Raw genomic sequence first — 14,941 nt, 5'->3', positions numbered from 1 at the left:
GGACCACAGGGGGACTCATGAGCAAGAGGACCGACACCGAACCGGCGGCACACGGCACCCGCGGATCGGTCCCGCGCGCACTCGCCAGCGTGCCCGCCCCGCGTACCGCCGAGTTGGGCGAGCGGTTGGACGCCGCAAGCGGCCGCGTGCGCCTGGCCGTGGAGGCCAGCACCGCCATCCACACGGCACGCCAGGAAGCAGAGCAGGCACACCGGGACGCCGCCGACGCTCGCGCCGAGGCCCAGCGCGCCGAGGCCGCAGCCGAAGCGGCACAGCGCGAAGCCGACCACGCCCGCGAGGCCGCCAGTGAAGCCCGAGAAGAGTTCGAGGCACTGCGGCAGCAGCTCGCCGCCGAGCAGGCGGCACACCAGGCCGAGACACTGGCACGCGGGCAGGCGGAGGGGGGTCGTGCCGTCGCGGTGCAGCTCGCCGAGCAGGCACAGCACACCGCCGAGGAGGCACAGGCCACGGCCGGCGAACTACGCGGCCAGCTCGCCGAGGTACGCCGTGAGCTCGCCGAGGCACATCAGGCCCAGCAGCGTGCCGAGGCCCGGGTGGAAGCAGCGGAGTTGGCACGCGGGCAGGCGGAGGGGGGTCGTGCCGTCGCGGTGCAGCTCGCCGAGCAGGCACAGCACACCGCCGAGCAGGCACAGGCCACGGCCGGCGAACTACGCGGCCAGCTCGCCGAGGTACGCCGTGAGCTCGCCGAAGCACACCAGGCCCAGCAGCGTGCCGAGGCCGGGGTGGAGTCGGCACAGGCGGAGGCGGAGGCCTTGCGTGGCCGGCTCGCCGAGGTCGAGGAGGCGGCACAGAACCGGGTCGAGGCGGCACAGGCCGGGGTGGAGTCGGCACAGGCGGAGGCGGAGGCCTTGCGTGGCCGGCTCGCCGAGGTCGAGGAGGCGGCACAGAACCGGGTCGAGGCGGCACAGGCCGGGGTCGAGTCGGCACAGGCGGAGGCGGAGGCCTTGCGCGGCCGGCTCGCCGAGGTCGAGGAGGCGGCACAGAACCGGGTCGAGGCGGCACAGGCCGGGGTCGAGTCGGCACAGGCGGAGACGGGCAAGGCCGGCGGCAGGCCGGGGCGTCAGCCGCTCAAGAAGCAGCGAGGCGGACGGAAGTAGGCGCCTCCCCCTGGCGTGTGCACGCTAAAAGGAGGAAGGGCCGCACCCCGGTTGTGGGGTGCGGCCCTTCCTTGCGTCAGCGTTCAGCGACTCAAAGCGTCCCGTTCCGAAGTGCGTCAACCACCGCGGCGAAGGCTTCCGCCGGCACGGCCACCACATCGCCGTGGGGTCGCTTCGAGTCCCGAAGGCCTACCCACACGCCGACGGGAGCGACTTCGACGCATTCGTTTTCTGCCGCGCTGTAGCTACTCGTCCTCCAAGGGGCGGCCGCGAGCTCGGCGGCGGTAGGGGCGCTCTGGGGGGTCATCGGGTGTGCTCCTGTCGTGCCTGTTGCATCAGGGTGATGCTTTGTGCGGGCCCCGCCGCATCGCGGCGGAGGTAGTCAAACATGATCTTGTAGTCGGCTACGTCGGTGGGGGCGTCGAGATAGATGCCCTTCCGGTGGAGTTCGAGGTACACCACAGACATGGATGCCATGGGGTTGCTCTCGTCGTCCCGGCCGAGAACCACGAAGTGCCCGCCGGAGCCAGCCGCGTGGGCGCCGATCGAGGCCGGCAGAACCTGGATGTCTACGTTCGGCCGTTCGCTCATCGTGCACAGATGGTCGATCTGCTCCACCATCACCGAGGGATCTCCCACGGACCGGCGGAAAACTGCCTGATCGAGGATCACCCAGAGGTGCAGAGCCGGCGTTCGGTCCAAGACCGCGGCTTGCCGCTTCATTCGGGTGTCCACCCGGCTCGTGATCGTCTCGGAGTCGAGGCGCACGTTGCTGGCTTGATGGAGGGCCAGGGCATAGCGGCGTGTCTGTAGGAGCCCCGGAACCAGCGAGTTCGCCCACACGTTTTCGAACTCCGCGTAGGCCTCAAAGGAGACCAGGGGATCAAGGATTTCGGGCACCGCTGGATGATCCATCCACCAGCCGGATTCCTGATCGGTGACGAGCCGGACCAGGGCGTCCCGCTCGCTCGCCGTCGCCCCACAGGCTTCCGCGATGGCTCTCATGGTCGGCACACGGAGTCTCGCCCGGTCCTGCCACCCCATGTAGCGGTTGACGGTGCCGACGCTCACCCCCGCGAGCTTGGCGACCTCGTTCTGTTTGCGGTCCGACCGCGCGAGGAGAGCTTGGAGGCCGCGAGCGATCAGCATGCGGCCGGCCGCGCCCGTAGTCCCTCGTTCGGTCACATCGCCCCCTTGTCTGTGTCCGCCGCTGCGTGGCGCGGCGGAGCCGTCAACGGGGAGAGCGTACGCGGGAGTCGACACCTCGTAATCCCCTCATGGAACCTCACCCGGTCGGGGGGGAATTCAGTCGTTCGGGTACCGCTCATTGAATTTCAATGGCAGTGTATTCCATGGCTACACGCGGTGCCGGAGTGCGCGCTTTAAGTGATCATTCGACCGGTCGTGTGGTCCCCCACCGAGCCCGGACGACAGGGATCGAGCCGATGCCAGAAGGCGCCGCAGGCACACCGTCATCACGAGCAGACATCCGCAGTGGAGTACTGGACCCGCTACGGGCCACCCACGCGCAGACCTCCCGCTTACGCGGGGAGGAATGCGCCCGCTGCGGCTCCAAGAGCGGGCTACGGCCCGGAGGTTACGCGTACACCGCATCCGAGGGCGCCGGCCGCCTCGGTTGGGCCGTCAAGGTCTGCGGATCATGCCCGGCTAACTGGGGGTCCTGAGATGACTGGAGAGCTCGCCCGGCGGCGCGACGCCGCGAACGTAGGTGCCCACTGGATTGCCAGTGCCCACCACACCCCTGACGCAGTGTGGGAGGAGTGGGACGGGGCCTTGGGGGTGGCGCTGGTACCGGCTGGACGAGAGTGGGACGCGGTAGCCATGCCGTACGACCGCCTGTTGGCCGTTATGGGGGACATGGGCCCGCTCGCGTGGAAGCACCGGCCCGTGCTCGCCGACCTGTCGTCGGGCCGTACCTACGTCTTTGTGCCCCAGGGGACGGCCGAGACCTGGCAGGAGCCGGGCACGACCCCGATCGGTGACGGTTTCTGGCTGGTCATGTCGCAGCCCGGTGGAGTGCGGGAATCCCGAGTCGGTCACTGGATGAACCCGCCGGGTCTGCTGACGAGCCTGGCCGACCCGGCGGATCTTAAGGCGTCTCTTCGGCGCACCGCGAGCGATGACCACAGCTACAGCGAGGAAGGGTTCTGATGAGCGACACGAAGGCGTTACCCGTCAGCGCGACGGTCGCCAGCCGGCCCCGTCTCTACCACGTTCCCGCAGGCCTCTCGCTCGCCGAGCGCGCGGCGGCCCGCGCCGACGCCCGGGGCATGCGCGCGACATGGGGATACCCCGGGTACGACGAGGAGTCGGCAGAGCGCGCCGGCTTCAATGCAGGAATTGCCTACGGAGTGTGGGGCGTGTACCCCGCCGGCGCCGAGAGGCTTGGGGAACTCGCGCACCACCTGACGGCGCACGTGCAGCAGGCGTTCAACTGTCACCGCCTCATCGTGACGGCCGCGCTGGTCGAGCGCGACGCCACGGTGAGCGTGCTCGCCCTGGACGGCGTGAAGAGCCTGCTCGTGGAGGCAGACCCAGGTACGAACGAGGTGGTGAAGCGCCTCGCTACCGGGTGGAGCCGGATTCGTCTGGCGGCAGGCCCCTGTATCTCGGCTTCCATCGCCCTCTAGCCCCCGACCCCCGGGCCCCTACTTCCCCCGAAGGGAGGCCCGGGTGAGTGGCCGGCGGTATCCCGCACCCCCACGGCGCCGCCGCCACTCTGCTGGCCGCCCCGGACCTCACCCCTCCCCCGGTCCGGGGCGGCTTCATGTCCGCAGTCCGGTGGCCGACGTGGGTCGGGGGCGGGGGTCGTCACCCCCTCCCGTGGAGGGCAAGCCGGGGCGTACGGTGGGACGGTCGACACACGGAGGTCATCACGATGAGCGCCCTGCCGCACGAGACGCCGCCGAAGGCGTACGCGGACCCGTACCGGGTCGAGGAGTGGGAAGGCCCGCAGACGCTCGCCGCACTCCGCGCCGAGCTCGCCATGATCGACCCCGCCGAGTTGGTCGCGTTCAACGCCCGACTGGACGCCGCGAGGTTCACCGAACAGGCCGCCGTCATCTCCGACGCGCGTCGGCTGATCGCTCTGCGCACCCGCCCCGAGGTCCTGGCCGCCATCGCGGCATCGCTCGCCGGCACGTCGGAAACGGCGCCCGTGGAGGAGCTCTACGCCCACCTGGAGCGCCGGGGCGCCGCCGAGTGACCCTCTGGACCGTCGAGGTACCACCGCGGCTCTACGACGAGGTGGCCCACCTCAGCGCCGGCGGCCGCCGCGCCGTCCACGACGTACTCGACACGCTCGCCGTCGACCCGCGCGACCCCGCCAGCTCCACCGAGCCGATCGCCGGCGCCGAGCTCCGCCGCATCAACACCGCCCCCGCGAAGGACACCGGCGACCGCATCACGCTCCTGTACCGGGTGCACGCTCCCGAGGCCGGACAGCCGGCCGGCCGGGTGGAAGTGATCTTCATTCTGTCCGGTCCGTGACGCGTCACCCCCGCGAGTGAAGATGCATCGAATTCCAAAACGGGATGCCTTCAATCTGTAGATTGGATGCATCGGGTCGGCGTGCGCCGGCCGCCGATTGGAGGCACCTCTATGCCGCTCTTCACCACCCGCTACTACCGCAGCGCCACCGGCGAGGTCGGAACCTGGGCATTCGGCGGCCAGAGCCGGGACGACGCGCCGGCCGATGTCGAGCCCGTCGACTATGCCCGGCGGATGCTCGACTACCTCGTATCCGTCCTCCCCGGCGACGACGGAGTACGGGTGCGGGTGTGGATCGGCGAGGCCGCCACCGACGCCGAGGCGGAGGTGGACCTCTCCCACCCGTGGACGGAGGACACCGAGGCGCGCGTGGAGGACATCGCCCGCTGCCGGGACGAGGTGGCCAACGCGGAGGCCTTGGCCCGGAGCCTTGAGACCCAGGCCAAGGCAGCCCGCGGCCGGCTCCAGGAGGCGCGTGCGGCCCTGGCCGCGTCCGTCTACGTGGGCACCATCAGCGGCGTGCCTCAGACACGGATCGTCGGCGCCAGCGGGCACGCGCGGAATTGGGTACGGACCACCGTGCGCGACGTGGAGTCCCAGCGCATCGCGGCGCTACCGGCGGACACGTGGGCCGGCCCGCCCGCCGGCAGCCGGGAGTGGACGAGCATCCCCGACCCGGACGAGCTGGACGCGATGATCCGCGCCGGCCGCAAGACGTACGACCCGGCCGACCTCTTGCCCGGCCGGGAAGCGGCAGTGACCCATCCGCGCACCGCGGACTGACCGGAGCCGATCCGCAACCTCGGGCGCCCGCCACGGACCACCGTGGCGGGCGCCCGTGCTTAGTTGGCCTTGGTGCAGGTCAACATGCCCCCGCCAGGCGCCGCCGCGCACGCCCGGATCTTCACGCCGGGTCCGTCGTACTCCCACTCAGCCCCCGTGGTCATCAGGGGATCGCCGCTGGTCGGGTACCTCGGCGCCGTCACCGTCTTCACCCGCTTCGGCGCACCCCCGTTCTTGCGCACCTCCAACCAGAGCTGCCCACCCTGGGGAATCCAGCCGATCGCCCGCGCGTGGTCCACCCCCCGGATCTTCTTGATCCGTAGTTCCACGATCGGGCCGCCCCCCTCCAACGTCGCGCCGTAGCAGAGCCGGGCACCGTCCCGCAGCTCGCACGCCGAGTGCACCGTGGCCGCAGCATTGGCCGGCGACCCGGCCAGCACCACCAGCGTGGCCGCCAGCGCGGCAGCCCCAGACAAGTTCAGTCGCATCATGAACAGCCCAACGCCGGGCGACGAGTTGAGCGAACGGGCTGATGTTCCGTACCGCCCGAACGTGCGACGCGGTGGCTGCTGCGGATTCGGTGCGTGGGTCCGGTGGGTGGGGCGGCATCCGTTACATGGCATGCGTGGCCGGCGCCGTTGCCGTCTGCGGCCCGTCGCGGTGTGGAAAAGACGGCCGGCGGCGGGAGGGGGGGTGCCGGGCCGGGGCCAGGTTGGCCGTCTGCCGGGCGTGTACGGGGCCGGGCGCCGTTCCCCCGCCGTCACGGATGCGGCAGCGTGAGGCGAACGCACCGCCCGTCTGTGGCGGGCGGGGAGCTGGCAGCTGCCGCGCTCCCATGGCGGCCGGTGTGGTCGCTCCGCGTCGGTGCGGGTCTCGTCGTGGCACATGAGCGTGTCGTCCGTTGTCTCCCGTACCACCGTGGGCAACCACGAGCCCAAGGCCCGTGGGTGGGACAGCACAGGCCGCCGGACAGCCTGACCACGACGAGCACCAGGACCACGAGCACGGCCAGGCCGCCGACGACGATGAGCCGGGGCCCGGCCCCCGTCACCAACTTCGCGTGTACACGCGAAAAGAAATCTGCGACTCCCTCACGACAAGCCGCTGACCTGCGGTTTTGTGGCGACACGACGCGCCGCAGAGTTGTGCGTGATCGTCTATTGCTGTAATCTAGTTCTTGTCAGGGAGGGAAGGGAACGGCACCCGGCCCGCCTGGCGAATCCCACCAACACCCCTGAAAGGGGACGGACATGATGAACCTGGAGACCACCACCAACGCGGAGCGGGCCGACAACGGCAGCCAGCTCGCTGCGCTCTTCATCGAGCGGGCTGCCGCAGCCGGGGCGACCCTCGCCCACGGCGACCGGGCCGAGATCGGCCGGGCCATGGTCGACGCCTACTACGAGGGCGCTGAGGTTCCCCCGGGCTACGAGTGGGAGTCTCTCGCGCTGGTGATCAGCGACCTGTTCCACCACGCGGACGGCCTGATCAGCCCGGTTGGCCTCATGCACGTTGCCGTGTCGGAACTGCGCGCCACGGTCAACGTGGTCCCGCTCCTCTGCGGGATCGGCGAGGAGGGGCAGCCGGGACTCATCGCGGGTGCGGTGACGGCCATCCTCGCGCACGCCGAGACGGGCGAAATCTGCATCGACCACCTGACTGACATGGCGTTCGCCGCATGGTCCGAGGAGGTGGAAGAGGAGCGGTTCATTCAGGCGAAGGCCGCCCGCGCCGCCCGCTTCACCAGCTAGACCCCTGAGACGCCGGGGGGCGGGAACGGCACCCGCCCCCCGGCACCACCACCACCAGCACCCCGAAGGATGATCGATGAAGTTCACATTCCTGGCACCTGCGGATGTACTCGTGACGGTCGACGCCGCCGACGAGATGGCCGCGTGCGATGCGTTCACCGCGATGCAGGGCGAGTTCGTCACTGTCGCGCACGGCACGGCCCACGGGCACCAGCTCACGGCCGTGGACATCCACGAGGACGGATGGGAGCTCTACCAGGCCGACGGCGAGACGGTGCGGGATCAGCCCGCGTGCCCCGCCGACGCCTGTAACGGCACCCTCGTGGGCGCCCGCTGCACCTACGGCGCCGGATGCCTCGGCCGGTGCCCTGTCTGCGGCAAGGGCGATTGTGAGAACCCTGCTGCCCCCGGCAGCTCCATCTGTACCCGCCTGCACTGCCACGCCCCCCACGACGAGCACCAGGGCGACGAGGACGAGGGCGCCACCTGCGGCGCGTTCACCCTGACCATCCCCGGCCAGGACGACGACGAGCTGTAGCGTCCGCCGCGATTCCCGGGGGCGGGAACGGCACCCGCCCCCGGCACCACCAACACACCATTGAAGGGAACCGACATGGAGACCACCACCCCCACGCCCGACGAGCGCGCCGCACGCGGAGCCGAGCTCGTGCGCGAGCACCTGGCCCACGCAGGGCCGCACGACACCCCCACGGCCCGCGCCCGCCGAGGGTGGCGCATCGCCCAGCACCACCGCCCGCACGCCGACAGGTGGACGCCCGTGCCCTGTTCGATGTGGCAGGAGCTCATCACCGCAGCCGTGACCGATGTCCTGCACCTGGCCGACGGATGGCACAGCCCCGAGACCGTGCTCAGCCGGGCATTCGGCATCCACTGGTCCCAGGACCTCCCGGCCGAGTGGAGCGACGCCGCAAACGGCGGGCAGGGCCTCAGCGTGTCCGGTGGCGCCCCGCGCATTCCCCGACTGGACGCCGATCCGCGCGACAGGGACGCCCTGGCCGGAGCCGTCGCCGACCTGTACGCGGCCGCCGCCGACCGGTACGACGGCACGGCCGAGGAGGTAGCCGACCAGGCCGAAACCGATTTCTGGGACGAGGTCCACACCGCCCGACTCCGCGCCGTACGCGAGGCCCGTAGCGCCCGCTAGACAGACGAACCCACGGCCCCGGGCATCCAGCCCGGGGCCGTTCCTGTGTCGGCAGCCCAGGGCCGCCGCTGCCGCCGGTTTCGCCGGTTTCGCGTGTGCACGTTAAAAGGCCACCTGAGCAGGGACTTTGATGCCCTCCCAAGTTGCCCGTGATGCTCTATTGCTGTATTCTAGTGAATGTCGGAAAGGGGAACGGCACCCCGGACCGCGACCACCAACACCGTCCCGAAAGGAACCGCCATGTGGATCAAGCCCCGCTGTGGAGAGTGCATGATCGGCAACTACAGCCAGCTGCGCCCCACGGCACTGCTCGCCTGCACCAACCCCGCGTGTGAGCACGTGATCGCACCATCCGACCTTGTGGACGTGGACGAGTGGAAGTTGCGCAACGGGATCGTGGTCATCGCCGACCCCCTGTTGTAGACAGAGCAAGCGGGCCGGGGGCGCGAGGTCTGCGCCCCCGACCCGCCGCAAGACATGGGAAAGGCCGGTGGGACACCCCGAGGGGTGACGGCATCCACCGGCCCAAGTTGCTCCCACCAACACCGGCCCGAAAGCCGAAATGGAAAGCAGAGCCAGTGTAGACCCCGCCGCCCAGCGCCGGCACCCAGCGGCCGGCGGGGCGGAGCGGCCGAGGCGGCATCGAGCCGCCACGGCCGCGCTGCCGCCTGCCACTCAAGGCACGTGCGCACCGCCCGCCCCGTAGCCTCACACCAGCCCGAACCCCCGTCCCCGGCCCCTGCGCCGGGACCGACCCCAGGAGCCCCACCGTGATTCCCCGTGGCCGCCCCACACTCGACATTCACGACGTTGCCGCCCGCGCCGGCGTCTCTGTCGCCACGTGGCGCCGCCGGCACCACCAGGCATTCGCCGCCGCTGTGCATCCCCTCCCCGGGTCCGTGCGCCCTCTCATCTACGACGCCGCCCAGGTTGATGCTCACCTGGCCGGCGAACCGCTGCCGGCCCTCCCAGCCGGACCGCACCCGGACGACCTGTTGACCGACGCCGAGGCCGGCGCCGTCGCCGGCATCACCGCGTCCACCGTCCGGGCCGATGCCGTCACCGGACTCATGGACCGGGGCCAGGAGCGCCACGGGCGCCGCTGGTGGACCCGCGCGGCCGCCGAGGCCCGCGCCGGGCGCGAGGCGCAGTACAAGGGCCGCACCGCCGGGGCCAAGGACCTGGCGCCGCGGATTGCGCGGACGGACCGACGGGTCCGCGAAGTCGCGGCCATCGCCGAGGCCGTCGAGGCCGGACACGCCAGGCCCGTGACCGCCGACGAGCTCGCCAAGCAGTACGGGGTAAGCCCCGAGACCGCCGAGCGCCTCATGGCCAAGGCCGACGAGGCCCGCGACGAAGACCGCCGCAAGTCCTAGACGGCCGGCACCAGGCGGCCCACGTCGGCCAGGAGTTCGGCCGGCACCCCGTCACGCATCCACTCCAAGGCGACCGGCCCCGGCATCCCGTTGCGGTGCAGGAGCGGCCCGCCGTGGTGGCCCATGAGCGCGGATGCTGCGTCGGGCACCACCGGCACGCCCAAGTAGGAGGCCCCGGGGCGTGGCCAGGTCAGGTCACGTACCGTCCCGTCCGACGTTGAGCACCAGGCATGTTCGACGGGATACGCCACATCCCAGGCCCACCCCTCCACATAGGCGAGCTCGCCGCCGGAGCCGTTGTTGGCCCACATGATCGACTCAATGAAGCACCGCCCCGGCTCGCCGGGAGGCAGCCCGCCGCCCGGCCACGGCGCCGCCGTGAATAGCCGGCCCGCCCCGAGCAGCAGGCCGGCCAGGGAGCCGTACGCCCAGCCTGGCCGCGCGGGACGTAGCTCCGCATCCATTTGGAGCCAGGCGACCAACGCACGGTCCCCGTCCGTCATGGGTGCCGCGAGTGATGCGCTCTGACTGCCTGCCTGTCCGCTCATCCGCCCAGTCTCCCGCAGCCGGCACGGGGCCGTCCGTGCCACCGCGGATTCGGTGCGTGGGTCCGGTGGGTGGGGCGGCATCCGTTACATGGCATGCGTGGCCGGCGCCGTTGCCGTCTGCGGCCCGTCGCGGTGTGGAAAAGACGGCCGGCGGCGGGAGGGGGGGTGCCGGGCCGGGGCCAGGTTGGCCGTCTGCCGGGCGTGTACGGGGCCGGGCGCCGTTCCCCCGCCGTCACGGATGCGGCAGCGTGAGGCGAACGCACCGCCCGTCTGTGGCGGGCGGGGAGCTGGCAGCTGCCGCGCTCCCATGGCGGCCGGTGTGGTCGCTCCGCGTCGGTGCGGGTCTCGTCGTGGCACATGAGCGTGTCGTCCGTTGTCTCCCGTACCACCGTGGGCAACCACGAGCCCAAGGCCCGTGGGTGGGACAGCACAGGCCGCCGGACAGCCTGACCACGACGAGCACCAGGACCACGAGCACGCCCAGGCCGCCGACGACGAGCCGGGGCCCGCCCGTCTGTGACGCGCAGGAGGGCGGCGTGTCCTCACGCCCTTGGGGGCGTTGCGGGCCCCGCTGTGGGACCGCGCCGCCGTCGGCGGCCGCAGGTGCGCGGGGGCTCTCAAAGGCGGCACAGGGGCTGATGCCGTCCACGGCTGAGGTACCTCCGCACCGCCGTTGCTGCCCGCCCCGCCGCGTCGGTTGCCGTTCTGTGGCTGACGTCGCAAACCGGGGAATTGATCATCAGCCGTGGAAGGGCAACCACAAGGCGGCCGGGGGTCGTGGGTCCGGCCGCGGCTCCGGCTGTGGTGAAGGACGGCGGCCAGCCACGGGAGCCAGGCCCTGGGGGGCGGGGTCCGGAGGAGCCCCCCAGGGGTGTGCGCAAGGGCGCTCGCGCCCGTAGCCCCGGCGCGTAGCGTCGGGGTCGCTAGTAGGAAGCCGCAACGGCGGCTCGCCCCCACCGGGCAGGGTCCGGCTTCCGGAGGCGACGCACTGCCGGACCGGGCCGGAGGTCCGGTGCCGGGTCACGGCCGGTCCCATGAAGACGCCCCGTCAGGCCCGTTCACCGCCCGCCGGAGCGCCAGGACCACGGGCACGGCCAGGCCGCCGACGACGACGAGCCGGGCCGGGGCCCGCCGTCCGGCCGCGCCTCAACTTCGCGTGTACACGCGAAAAGAAACCTGAGACTCCCTTACGGTAGGGCTCTGACCTGCGGTTTTGTGGCGACACGACACGCCGTAGAGTTGTGCGTGATCGTCTATTGCTGTAATCTAGTGCTTGTCAGGGAGGGCAGGGGACGGCACCCCGCTCGACTGGCGAAACCCACCAACACCCCCCGAAAGGAACAGACATGAACAACAACAGCGCCACGGAGGCTGTCGAGTACACCGATGCGGAGGTGGAGCAGGCCACCTCGCTGTTCCTTGAGCACCACCTCATCCCGACCGCGCAGCGCATTGGCCGCCCCGTGGGTGAGGTGCTGGACGAGCTCGCGGAAGACCTGTTCACCGCCGGAGTGCTCGCCTACATGCTGGCCGCCCGCAACGCGGCGAAGTCCCCCGGCGTCAACGTGCGGGCGGAGGCGGGCGTTCTGTTCATCGGGATGCTTCGCAAGATGCCTCAGCGCGAGGACCTGGGCACCGCTCTTCTCAGCGAGGTCTACCACCAGGCCCGCGCCGCCCAGCAGGGCTAGCACTCAACAGATGCCGGGGGCGGGAACGGCACCCGCCCCCGGCATCACCACCAACACCCCTTGGAGGGAATGAACATGGCTGACGACGTAACCAGCGCAGAGCGCGCCGAATGGGCCGCCATCGCACTTGAGGCCTACGGCGACGCGGCTCCCACACCGCTGTTCCCGGTGCCGAGTCCGAGCGCGCTCGCCCACCTCGGAACCATCGCCGCCACGGCCTACGCCGAGGCGACCCGCCACAACCCGGCGGACCGCGATGTGAACGACACCCTCAGCGCCAATCTCGTGATCGGCGACCTGATCGCCGATCTCTACCACCTGGCGGATGAACAGCAGATCGCCGCCGACCAGCTCACCGAGGCCGCCGAGGAGCTGCGGGCCCGCCGCTACCCAGTGCAGCCGACCGCGCTGTGTGCCGTGGCGGCAGCCGGGGCGGAGCGCCTGGCCGCGATGCTCGCCGCACTCATGGAGTCCGCCGAGGCGTTCGGGTGCGACGTTCCCGAGATGGTGGCCGACGCCCACGCGTTCTACGAGGACTGCATGGCTGAGGAGGCCTTGAGCCGGTGAGCCGTGGCCCGGGGGCGCTGTCGCCCCCGGGCCGTCCGGCCGTGCCTCAACTTCGCGTGTGCACGCGAAAAGAAACTTGCGACCCCTCTACGGCAAGCCCCTGACCTGCGATTTTGTGGCGACCCGACACGCCGTAGAGTTGTGCGTGATCGTCTATTGCTGTAATCTAGTTCTTGTCAGGGAGGGCAGGGAACGGCACCCCGCCCCGACCGGCGAAACCACCAACACCCCCCGAAAGGACCAGACATGAAGAACCCGGAGAACGAGCGAGTCACCCCGAAGCTCCCGGCACAGCGCCAGTCCTCGGAGCCGATCCGGCGACTCCCCGAGCAGCGCGACCGCCGCGCGAGCTGACCCGCCCGGGGGCGGCGACCAGCTCGCCGCCCCCGATCCCCACCCACTCGACCTCTCGGCACGATAGGAAAGCACCGATGAACACGACCGCCACCACCGCGACGATCCCCCCGCAGGCCGGACCGGCCGAGACCCAGCAGGAGCACGGCAGCCGTATCATCACCGCCCTTGAGGGCGCGTGGAGCGCGATCCGGGCCCAGCACCCCGACGTGCCCGCCGTCGTGATGATCACCGGCACGGGCCGAACTGCGGACAGCATGAAGTGGGGACACTTCGGTGAAAAGCGGTGGACCACCGGCGCGAAGGCCCGGACCCACGAGCTCTTCGCGGGCGGGGAACTCCTCAGCCTCGGCGGCCGCCGCACGATGCAGACCCTTCTACACGAGGCCGCCCACGCACTCGCCCACGTCCGGAACATCAAGGACACGTCGAGCGACTACCGGTACCACAACAAGCGTTTCGTGAAGCTCGCCGAGGAACTGGGCTTGCAGGGACCCGCGTCCCCCGTGCCTATCAACGGCTGGAACACCTGCGAGATCACCGACCGCACCGCCGCACGGTACGCGGCCGCCATCGAGGCCTTGGACACGGCCAGCCTGCCCTACGTCTACGACGCGTGGGTGACCGCGAACTTTGGCGGCACCGCGAAGCCGACCGGCGGCGAGGACGAGAACGGCGACGACGGAGACGACGACGGCGAAGCCCAGGGCGGCCAGGGTGAGGGCGGCGACGAGCCGAAGAAGTCGAAGCGACCGCCGACGCGCTTCCTCGTGGTGTGCGGCTGCACCAAGCCGGGCAAGGACGGCAAACCCGAAGCCGCCCGCCGAATCCAGATCAGCCGGGCCACGTGGGAGTTCGGCCGAGAGGACGGCGACGAGGACGGAGGCGCCCTGATGTGCGGCCGGTGCCAGAAGCCGTTCCGCAAGGCCGACGAGGACCAGACCGCCGGATAGACGGCCAGGGGGCGCCCCTACCGGGGCGCCCCCTGAGTGCACGTCACTGGCTTTGCGCCGGCCGCCGGGTGCCGGCCCGGAGCGGTTCACGGCGGCATCGAGCCGCCACGAACCGCGCTGCCGCCAGCCCCGCCCCGCGGATTGAACGCGCACGCCAAGTCAACCGAGGAGCAGGGAGTTTCACCCCCTGCGAGCAACAGCCGTCCCGGATACCCCAAGAAAAACACGCCGACACATTCAATATTGTGGACATCAACATGGGGTGACCGTCTATGATCCGGATCATGGCAGCACCCAGAGGACGACAGCAGCGAGGCCGGTCGACGGACATCCCGTCAGACAAGTCGATTCGCGCGGGTCTGATGCTGCACCCGGGCGAGCCCGTGCGCGTGGCGTACGAGGAGCTGGTGGCAGAAACCGGCGTCAGCGGTGCCGAGGTCATCAGGGAAGCCCTGTTGGAAAAGCTGGAGCGGCACCGCAAGGCGCGATTGACCGCCGCGAAGAACAACATGCAGGAGGCCGGGTGACTTCACCGGCTGCGTGACCGTCGCGGACTTCCTACCCGCAGACGCCGCGTATGCCGCCCGGGTCTCAGCCGCCAGGATCGCCATCCAACACTGAGACTCCGGGCCCTAGAAAGAGCACTTAGCCGCCGTTGCGCCGGTTTCCTAGGCCGGCCCGGTGGGGGCTTTCGTGCGTCGTCATAGCACCGAGGAGCTGCCGCCATCGTAGCGCACCCCTACGGTGGCGGTTCTTTTTTGCCTGAACCCCGTGTGTCATCAGCCTTTTATCGACATGACGACCCGGTATCCGCCGCCGTACCCGATTCATCACCTAAGTCCGAAGACGCCGACGGCTTTAGCGTGTACACGCGAAACGCGGTGCACGCCGAAACCCTGAGCCGGTTCCTTGCCGAGCTGTCCCCCCGCCCGCGCGTCCGCGCGGCCGCAGGCGAGCCGGGGGAGTGGCGCAACGTCTACCCCGAGGCCGTGGCACTCGCCGAGGTCGACCCGGCCCGGCCGGTGGCGATGTACCTCACGCGCCGCCGCCACGGCGCCCACCGCTACACGCTGGTGGTGCTCGACCATGACGCCAAGCGTGTGCCCGCCGCCCAGGCCGCCGCCGACG

At 70.8% G+C, this 14,941-nt stretch carries 20 protein-coding genes; 16 read left to right on the top strand and 4 right to left on the bottom strand.

Annotated elements, in window-relative coordinates:
- The first annotated feature begins 17 nt into the window (after window positions 1-17).
- Window positions 18-1,118: a hypothetical protein gene (locus tag OG594_RS46795; RefSeq protein ID WP_266609110.1), complete on the top strand. Its 1,101-nt coding sequence runs from the start codon at window positions 18-20 to the stop codon at window positions 1,116-1,118.
- Window positions 1,119-1,209: 91 nt separating this feature from the next.
- Here the strand turns inward: OG594_RS46795 and OG594_RS46790 are convergent, their stop codons facing one another.
- Complete coding sequence (locus OG594_RS46790) at window positions 1,210-1,425, bottom strand: DUF397 domain-containing protein (protein WP_266609108.1); 216 nt, start codon at window positions 1,423-1,425, stop codon at window positions 1,210-1,212.
- The gene (locus OG594_RS46785) at window positions 1,422-2,303 is read right to left on the bottom strand and encodes a helix-turn-helix transcriptional regulator (protein WP_266609106.1); all 882 of its coding nucleotides are present in this window, start codon (window positions 2,301-2,303) and stop codon (window positions 1,422-1,424) included. Before OG594_RS46785 ends, OG594_RS46790 begins: the two co-directional genes overlap by 4 nt.
- 501 nt (window positions 2,304-2,804) lie before the next feature.
- Between OG594_RS46785 and OG594_RS46780 the strand changes: the two genes are divergently transcribed.
- From OG594_RS46780 to OG594_RS46760, 5 genes are all read left to right on the top strand, one after another.
- Complete coding sequence (locus OG594_RS46780; RefSeq protein WP_266609104.1) at window positions 2,805-3,290, top strand: hypothetical protein; 486 nt, start codon at window positions 2,805-2,807, stop codon at window positions 3,288-3,290.
- Window positions 3,290-3,769 (top strand): hypothetical protein, encoded by a 480-nt coding sequence (locus tag OG594_RS46775; protein ID WP_266609102.1) that lies wholly within the window; start codon window positions 3,290-3,292, stop codon window positions 3,767-3,769. Before OG594_RS46780 ends, OG594_RS46775 begins: the two co-directional genes overlap by 1 nt.
- Before the next feature lie 248 nt (window positions 3,770-4,017).
- Window positions 4,018-4,344, top strand: a complete 327-nt coding sequence (locus OG594_RS46770; RefSeq protein ID WP_266609100.1) for a hypothetical protein — start codon at window positions 4,018-4,020, stop codon at window positions 4,342-4,344.
- Window positions 4,341-4,628: a hypothetical protein gene (locus OG594_RS46765; protein WP_266609098.1), complete on the top strand. Its 288-nt coding sequence runs from the start codon at window positions 4,341-4,343 to the stop codon at window positions 4,626-4,628. The genes OG594_RS46770 and OG594_RS46765 overlap by 4 nt, the downstream gene beginning before the upstream one ends.
- 111 nt (window positions 4,629-4,739) lie before the next feature.
- A complete protein-coding gene (locus OG594_RS46760) occupies window positions 4,740-5,411 on the top strand; it encodes a hypothetical protein (RefSeq protein ID WP_266609096.1) in 672 nt (223 codons plus the stop codon).
- 59 nt (window positions 5,412-5,470) lie between these two features.
- Here the strand turns inward: OG594_RS46760 and OG594_RS46755 are convergent, their stop codons facing one another.
- On the bottom strand, window positions 5,471-5,887 hold the full coding sequence (locus OG594_RS46755) for a hypothetical protein (protein ID WP_266609094.1): 417 nt from the start codon (window positions 5,885-5,887) through the stop codon (window positions 5,471-5,473).
- Window positions 5,888-6,661: 774 nt separating this feature from the next.
- On the opposite strand from OG594_RS46755, the gene OG594_RS46750 reads away from it, so the two are divergent.
- The 5 genes from OG594_RS46750 (at window position 6,662) to OG594_RS46730 (ending at window position 9,703) form a co-directional block, all read left to right on the top strand.
- Window positions 6,662-7,162: a hypothetical protein gene (locus OG594_RS46750; protein WP_266609092.1), complete on the top strand. Its 501-nt coding sequence runs from the start codon at window positions 6,662-6,664 to the stop codon at window positions 7,160-7,162.
- 76 nt (window positions 7,163-7,238) lie between these two features.
- Window positions 7,239-7,700, top strand: a complete 462-nt coding sequence (locus OG594_RS46745) for a hypothetical protein (RefSeq protein WP_266609090.1) — start codon at window positions 7,239-7,241, stop codon at window positions 7,698-7,700.
- A 75-nt stretch (window positions 7,701-7,775) separates the two neighbouring features.
- Window positions 7,776-8,327, top strand: a complete 552-nt coding sequence (locus OG594_RS46740) for a hypothetical protein (protein ID WP_266609088.1) — start codon at window positions 7,776-7,778, stop codon at window positions 8,325-8,327.
- A 240-nt stretch (window positions 8,328-8,567) separates the two neighbouring features.
- Window positions 8,568-8,750: a hypothetical protein gene (locus tag OG594_RS46735; RefSeq protein WP_266609086.1), complete on the top strand. Its 183-nt coding sequence runs from the start codon at window positions 8,568-8,570 to the stop codon at window positions 8,748-8,750.
- A 476-nt stretch (window positions 8,751-9,226) separates the two neighbouring features.
- On the top strand, window positions 9,227-9,703 hold the full coding sequence (locus OG594_RS46730) for a DNA-binding protein (protein ID WP_266609084.1): 477 nt from the start codon (window positions 9,227-9,229) through the stop codon (window positions 9,701-9,703).
- On the opposite strand, the gene OG594_RS46725 is transcribed toward OG594_RS46730, so the two are convergent.
- On the bottom strand, window positions 9,700-10,251 hold the full coding sequence (locus OG594_RS46725) for a hypothetical protein (protein ID WP_266609082.1): 552 nt from the start codon (window positions 10,249-10,251) through the stop codon (window positions 9,700-9,702). The two genes, OG594_RS46730 and OG594_RS46725, sit on opposite strands and share 4 nt — an antisense overlap.
- A 1,346-nt stretch (window positions 10,252-11,597) precedes the next feature.
- Here OG594_RS46725 and OG594_RS46720 point away from each other — a divergent pair.
- The 5 genes from OG594_RS46720 to OG594_RS46700 form a co-directional block, all read left to right on the top strand.
- Complete coding sequence (locus tag OG594_RS46720) at window positions 11,598-11,939, top strand: hypothetical protein (RefSeq protein ID WP_266609080.1); 342 nt, start codon at window positions 11,598-11,600, stop codon at window positions 11,937-11,939.
- A 75-nt stretch (window positions 11,940-12,014) separates the two neighbouring features.
- Entirely contained in the window at window positions 12,015-12,506 is a 492-nt protein-coding gene (locus OG594_RS46715; protein WP_266609078.1) for a hypothetical protein, read from the top strand.
- 431 nt (window positions 12,507-12,937) lie between these two features.
- Window positions 12,938-13,813, top strand: coding sequence for a hypothetical protein (locus tag OG594_RS46710; RefSeq protein ID WP_266609076.1), 876 nt, complete (start codon window positions 12,938-12,940; stop codon window positions 13,811-13,813).
- Between the two features lie 284 nt (window positions 13,814-14,097).
- Window positions 14,098-14,340: a hypothetical protein gene (locus OG594_RS46705; RefSeq protein WP_266609074.1), complete on the top strand. Its 243-nt coding sequence runs from the start codon at window positions 14,098-14,100 to the stop codon at window positions 14,338-14,340.
- 336 nt (window positions 14,341-14,676) lie between these two features.
- Window positions 14,677-14,941: hypothetical protein (locus OG594_RS46700; protein ID WP_266609073.1), on the top strand; the 265-nt coding region annotated here is incomplete at its 3' end.

It is taken from the genome of Streptomyces sp. NBC_01214, from assembly GCF_026340975.1.
Lineage (GTDB): Bacteria > Actinomycetota > Actinomycetes > Streptomycetales > Streptomycetaceae > Streptomyces.
This window is presented reverse-complemented; position numbering and strand designations above follow the sequence as displayed.

Excerpts from the sequence above, each read along its gene's own strand:
- OG594_RS46795 (WP_266609110.1), top strand. The coding sequence starts at position 18 with ATGAGCAAGAGGACCGACACCGAACCGGCGGCACACGGCACCCGCGGA.
- OG594_RS46790 (WP_266609108.1), bottom strand. The coding sequence starts at position 1,425 with ATGACCCCCCAGAGCGCCCCTACCGCCGCCGAGCTCGCGGCCGCCCCT.
- OG594_RS46780 (WP_266609104.1), top strand. The coding sequence starts at position 2,805 with ATGACTGGAGAGCTCGCCCGGCGGCGCGACGCCGCGAACGTAGGTGCC.
- OG594_RS46775 (WP_266609102.1), top strand. The coding sequence starts at position 3,290 with ATGAGCGACACGAAGGCGTTACCCGTCAGCGCGACGGTCGCCAGCCGG.
- OG594_RS46770 (WP_266609100.1), top strand. The coding sequence starts at position 4,018 with ATGAGCGCCCTGCCGCACGAGACGCCGCCGAAGGCGTACGCGGACCCG.
- OG594_RS46760 (WP_266609096.1), top strand. The coding sequence starts at position 4,740 with ATGCCGCTCTTCACCACCCGCTACTACCGCAGCGCCACCGGCGAGGTC.
- OG594_RS46750 (WP_266609092.1), top strand. The coding sequence starts at position 6,662 with ATGATGAACCTGGAGACCACCACCAACGCGGAGCGGGCCGACAACGGC.
- OG594_RS46745 (WP_266609090.1), top strand. The coding sequence starts at position 7,239 with ATGAAGTTCACATTCCTGGCACCTGCGGATGTACTCGTGACGGTCGAC.
- OG594_RS46740 (WP_266609088.1), top strand. The coding sequence starts at position 7,776 with ATGGAGACCACCACCCCCACGCCCGACGAGCGCGCCGCACGCGGAGCC.
- OG594_RS46735 (WP_266609086.1), top strand. The coding sequence starts at position 8,568 with ATGTGGATCAAGCCCCGCTGTGGAGAGTGCATGATCGGCAACTACAGC.
- OG594_RS46725 (WP_266609082.1), bottom strand. The coding sequence starts at position 10,251 with ATGAGCGGACAGGCAGGCAGTCAGAGCGCATCACTCGCGGCACCCATG.
- OG594_RS46720 (WP_266609080.1), top strand. The coding sequence starts at position 11,598 with ATGAACAACAACAGCGCCACGGAGGCTGTCGAGTACACCGATGCGGAG.
- OG594_RS46715 (WP_266609078.1), top strand. The coding sequence starts at position 12,015 with ATGGCTGACGACGTAACCAGCGCAGAGCGCGCCGAATGGGCCGCCATC.
- OG594_RS46710 (WP_266609076.1), top strand. The coding sequence starts at position 12,938 with ATGAACACGACCGCCACCACCGCGACGATCCCCCCGCAGGCCGGACCG.
- OG594_RS46705 (WP_266609074.1), top strand. The coding sequence starts at position 14,098 with ATGGCAGCACCCAGAGGACGACAGCAGCGAGGCCGGTCGACGGACATC.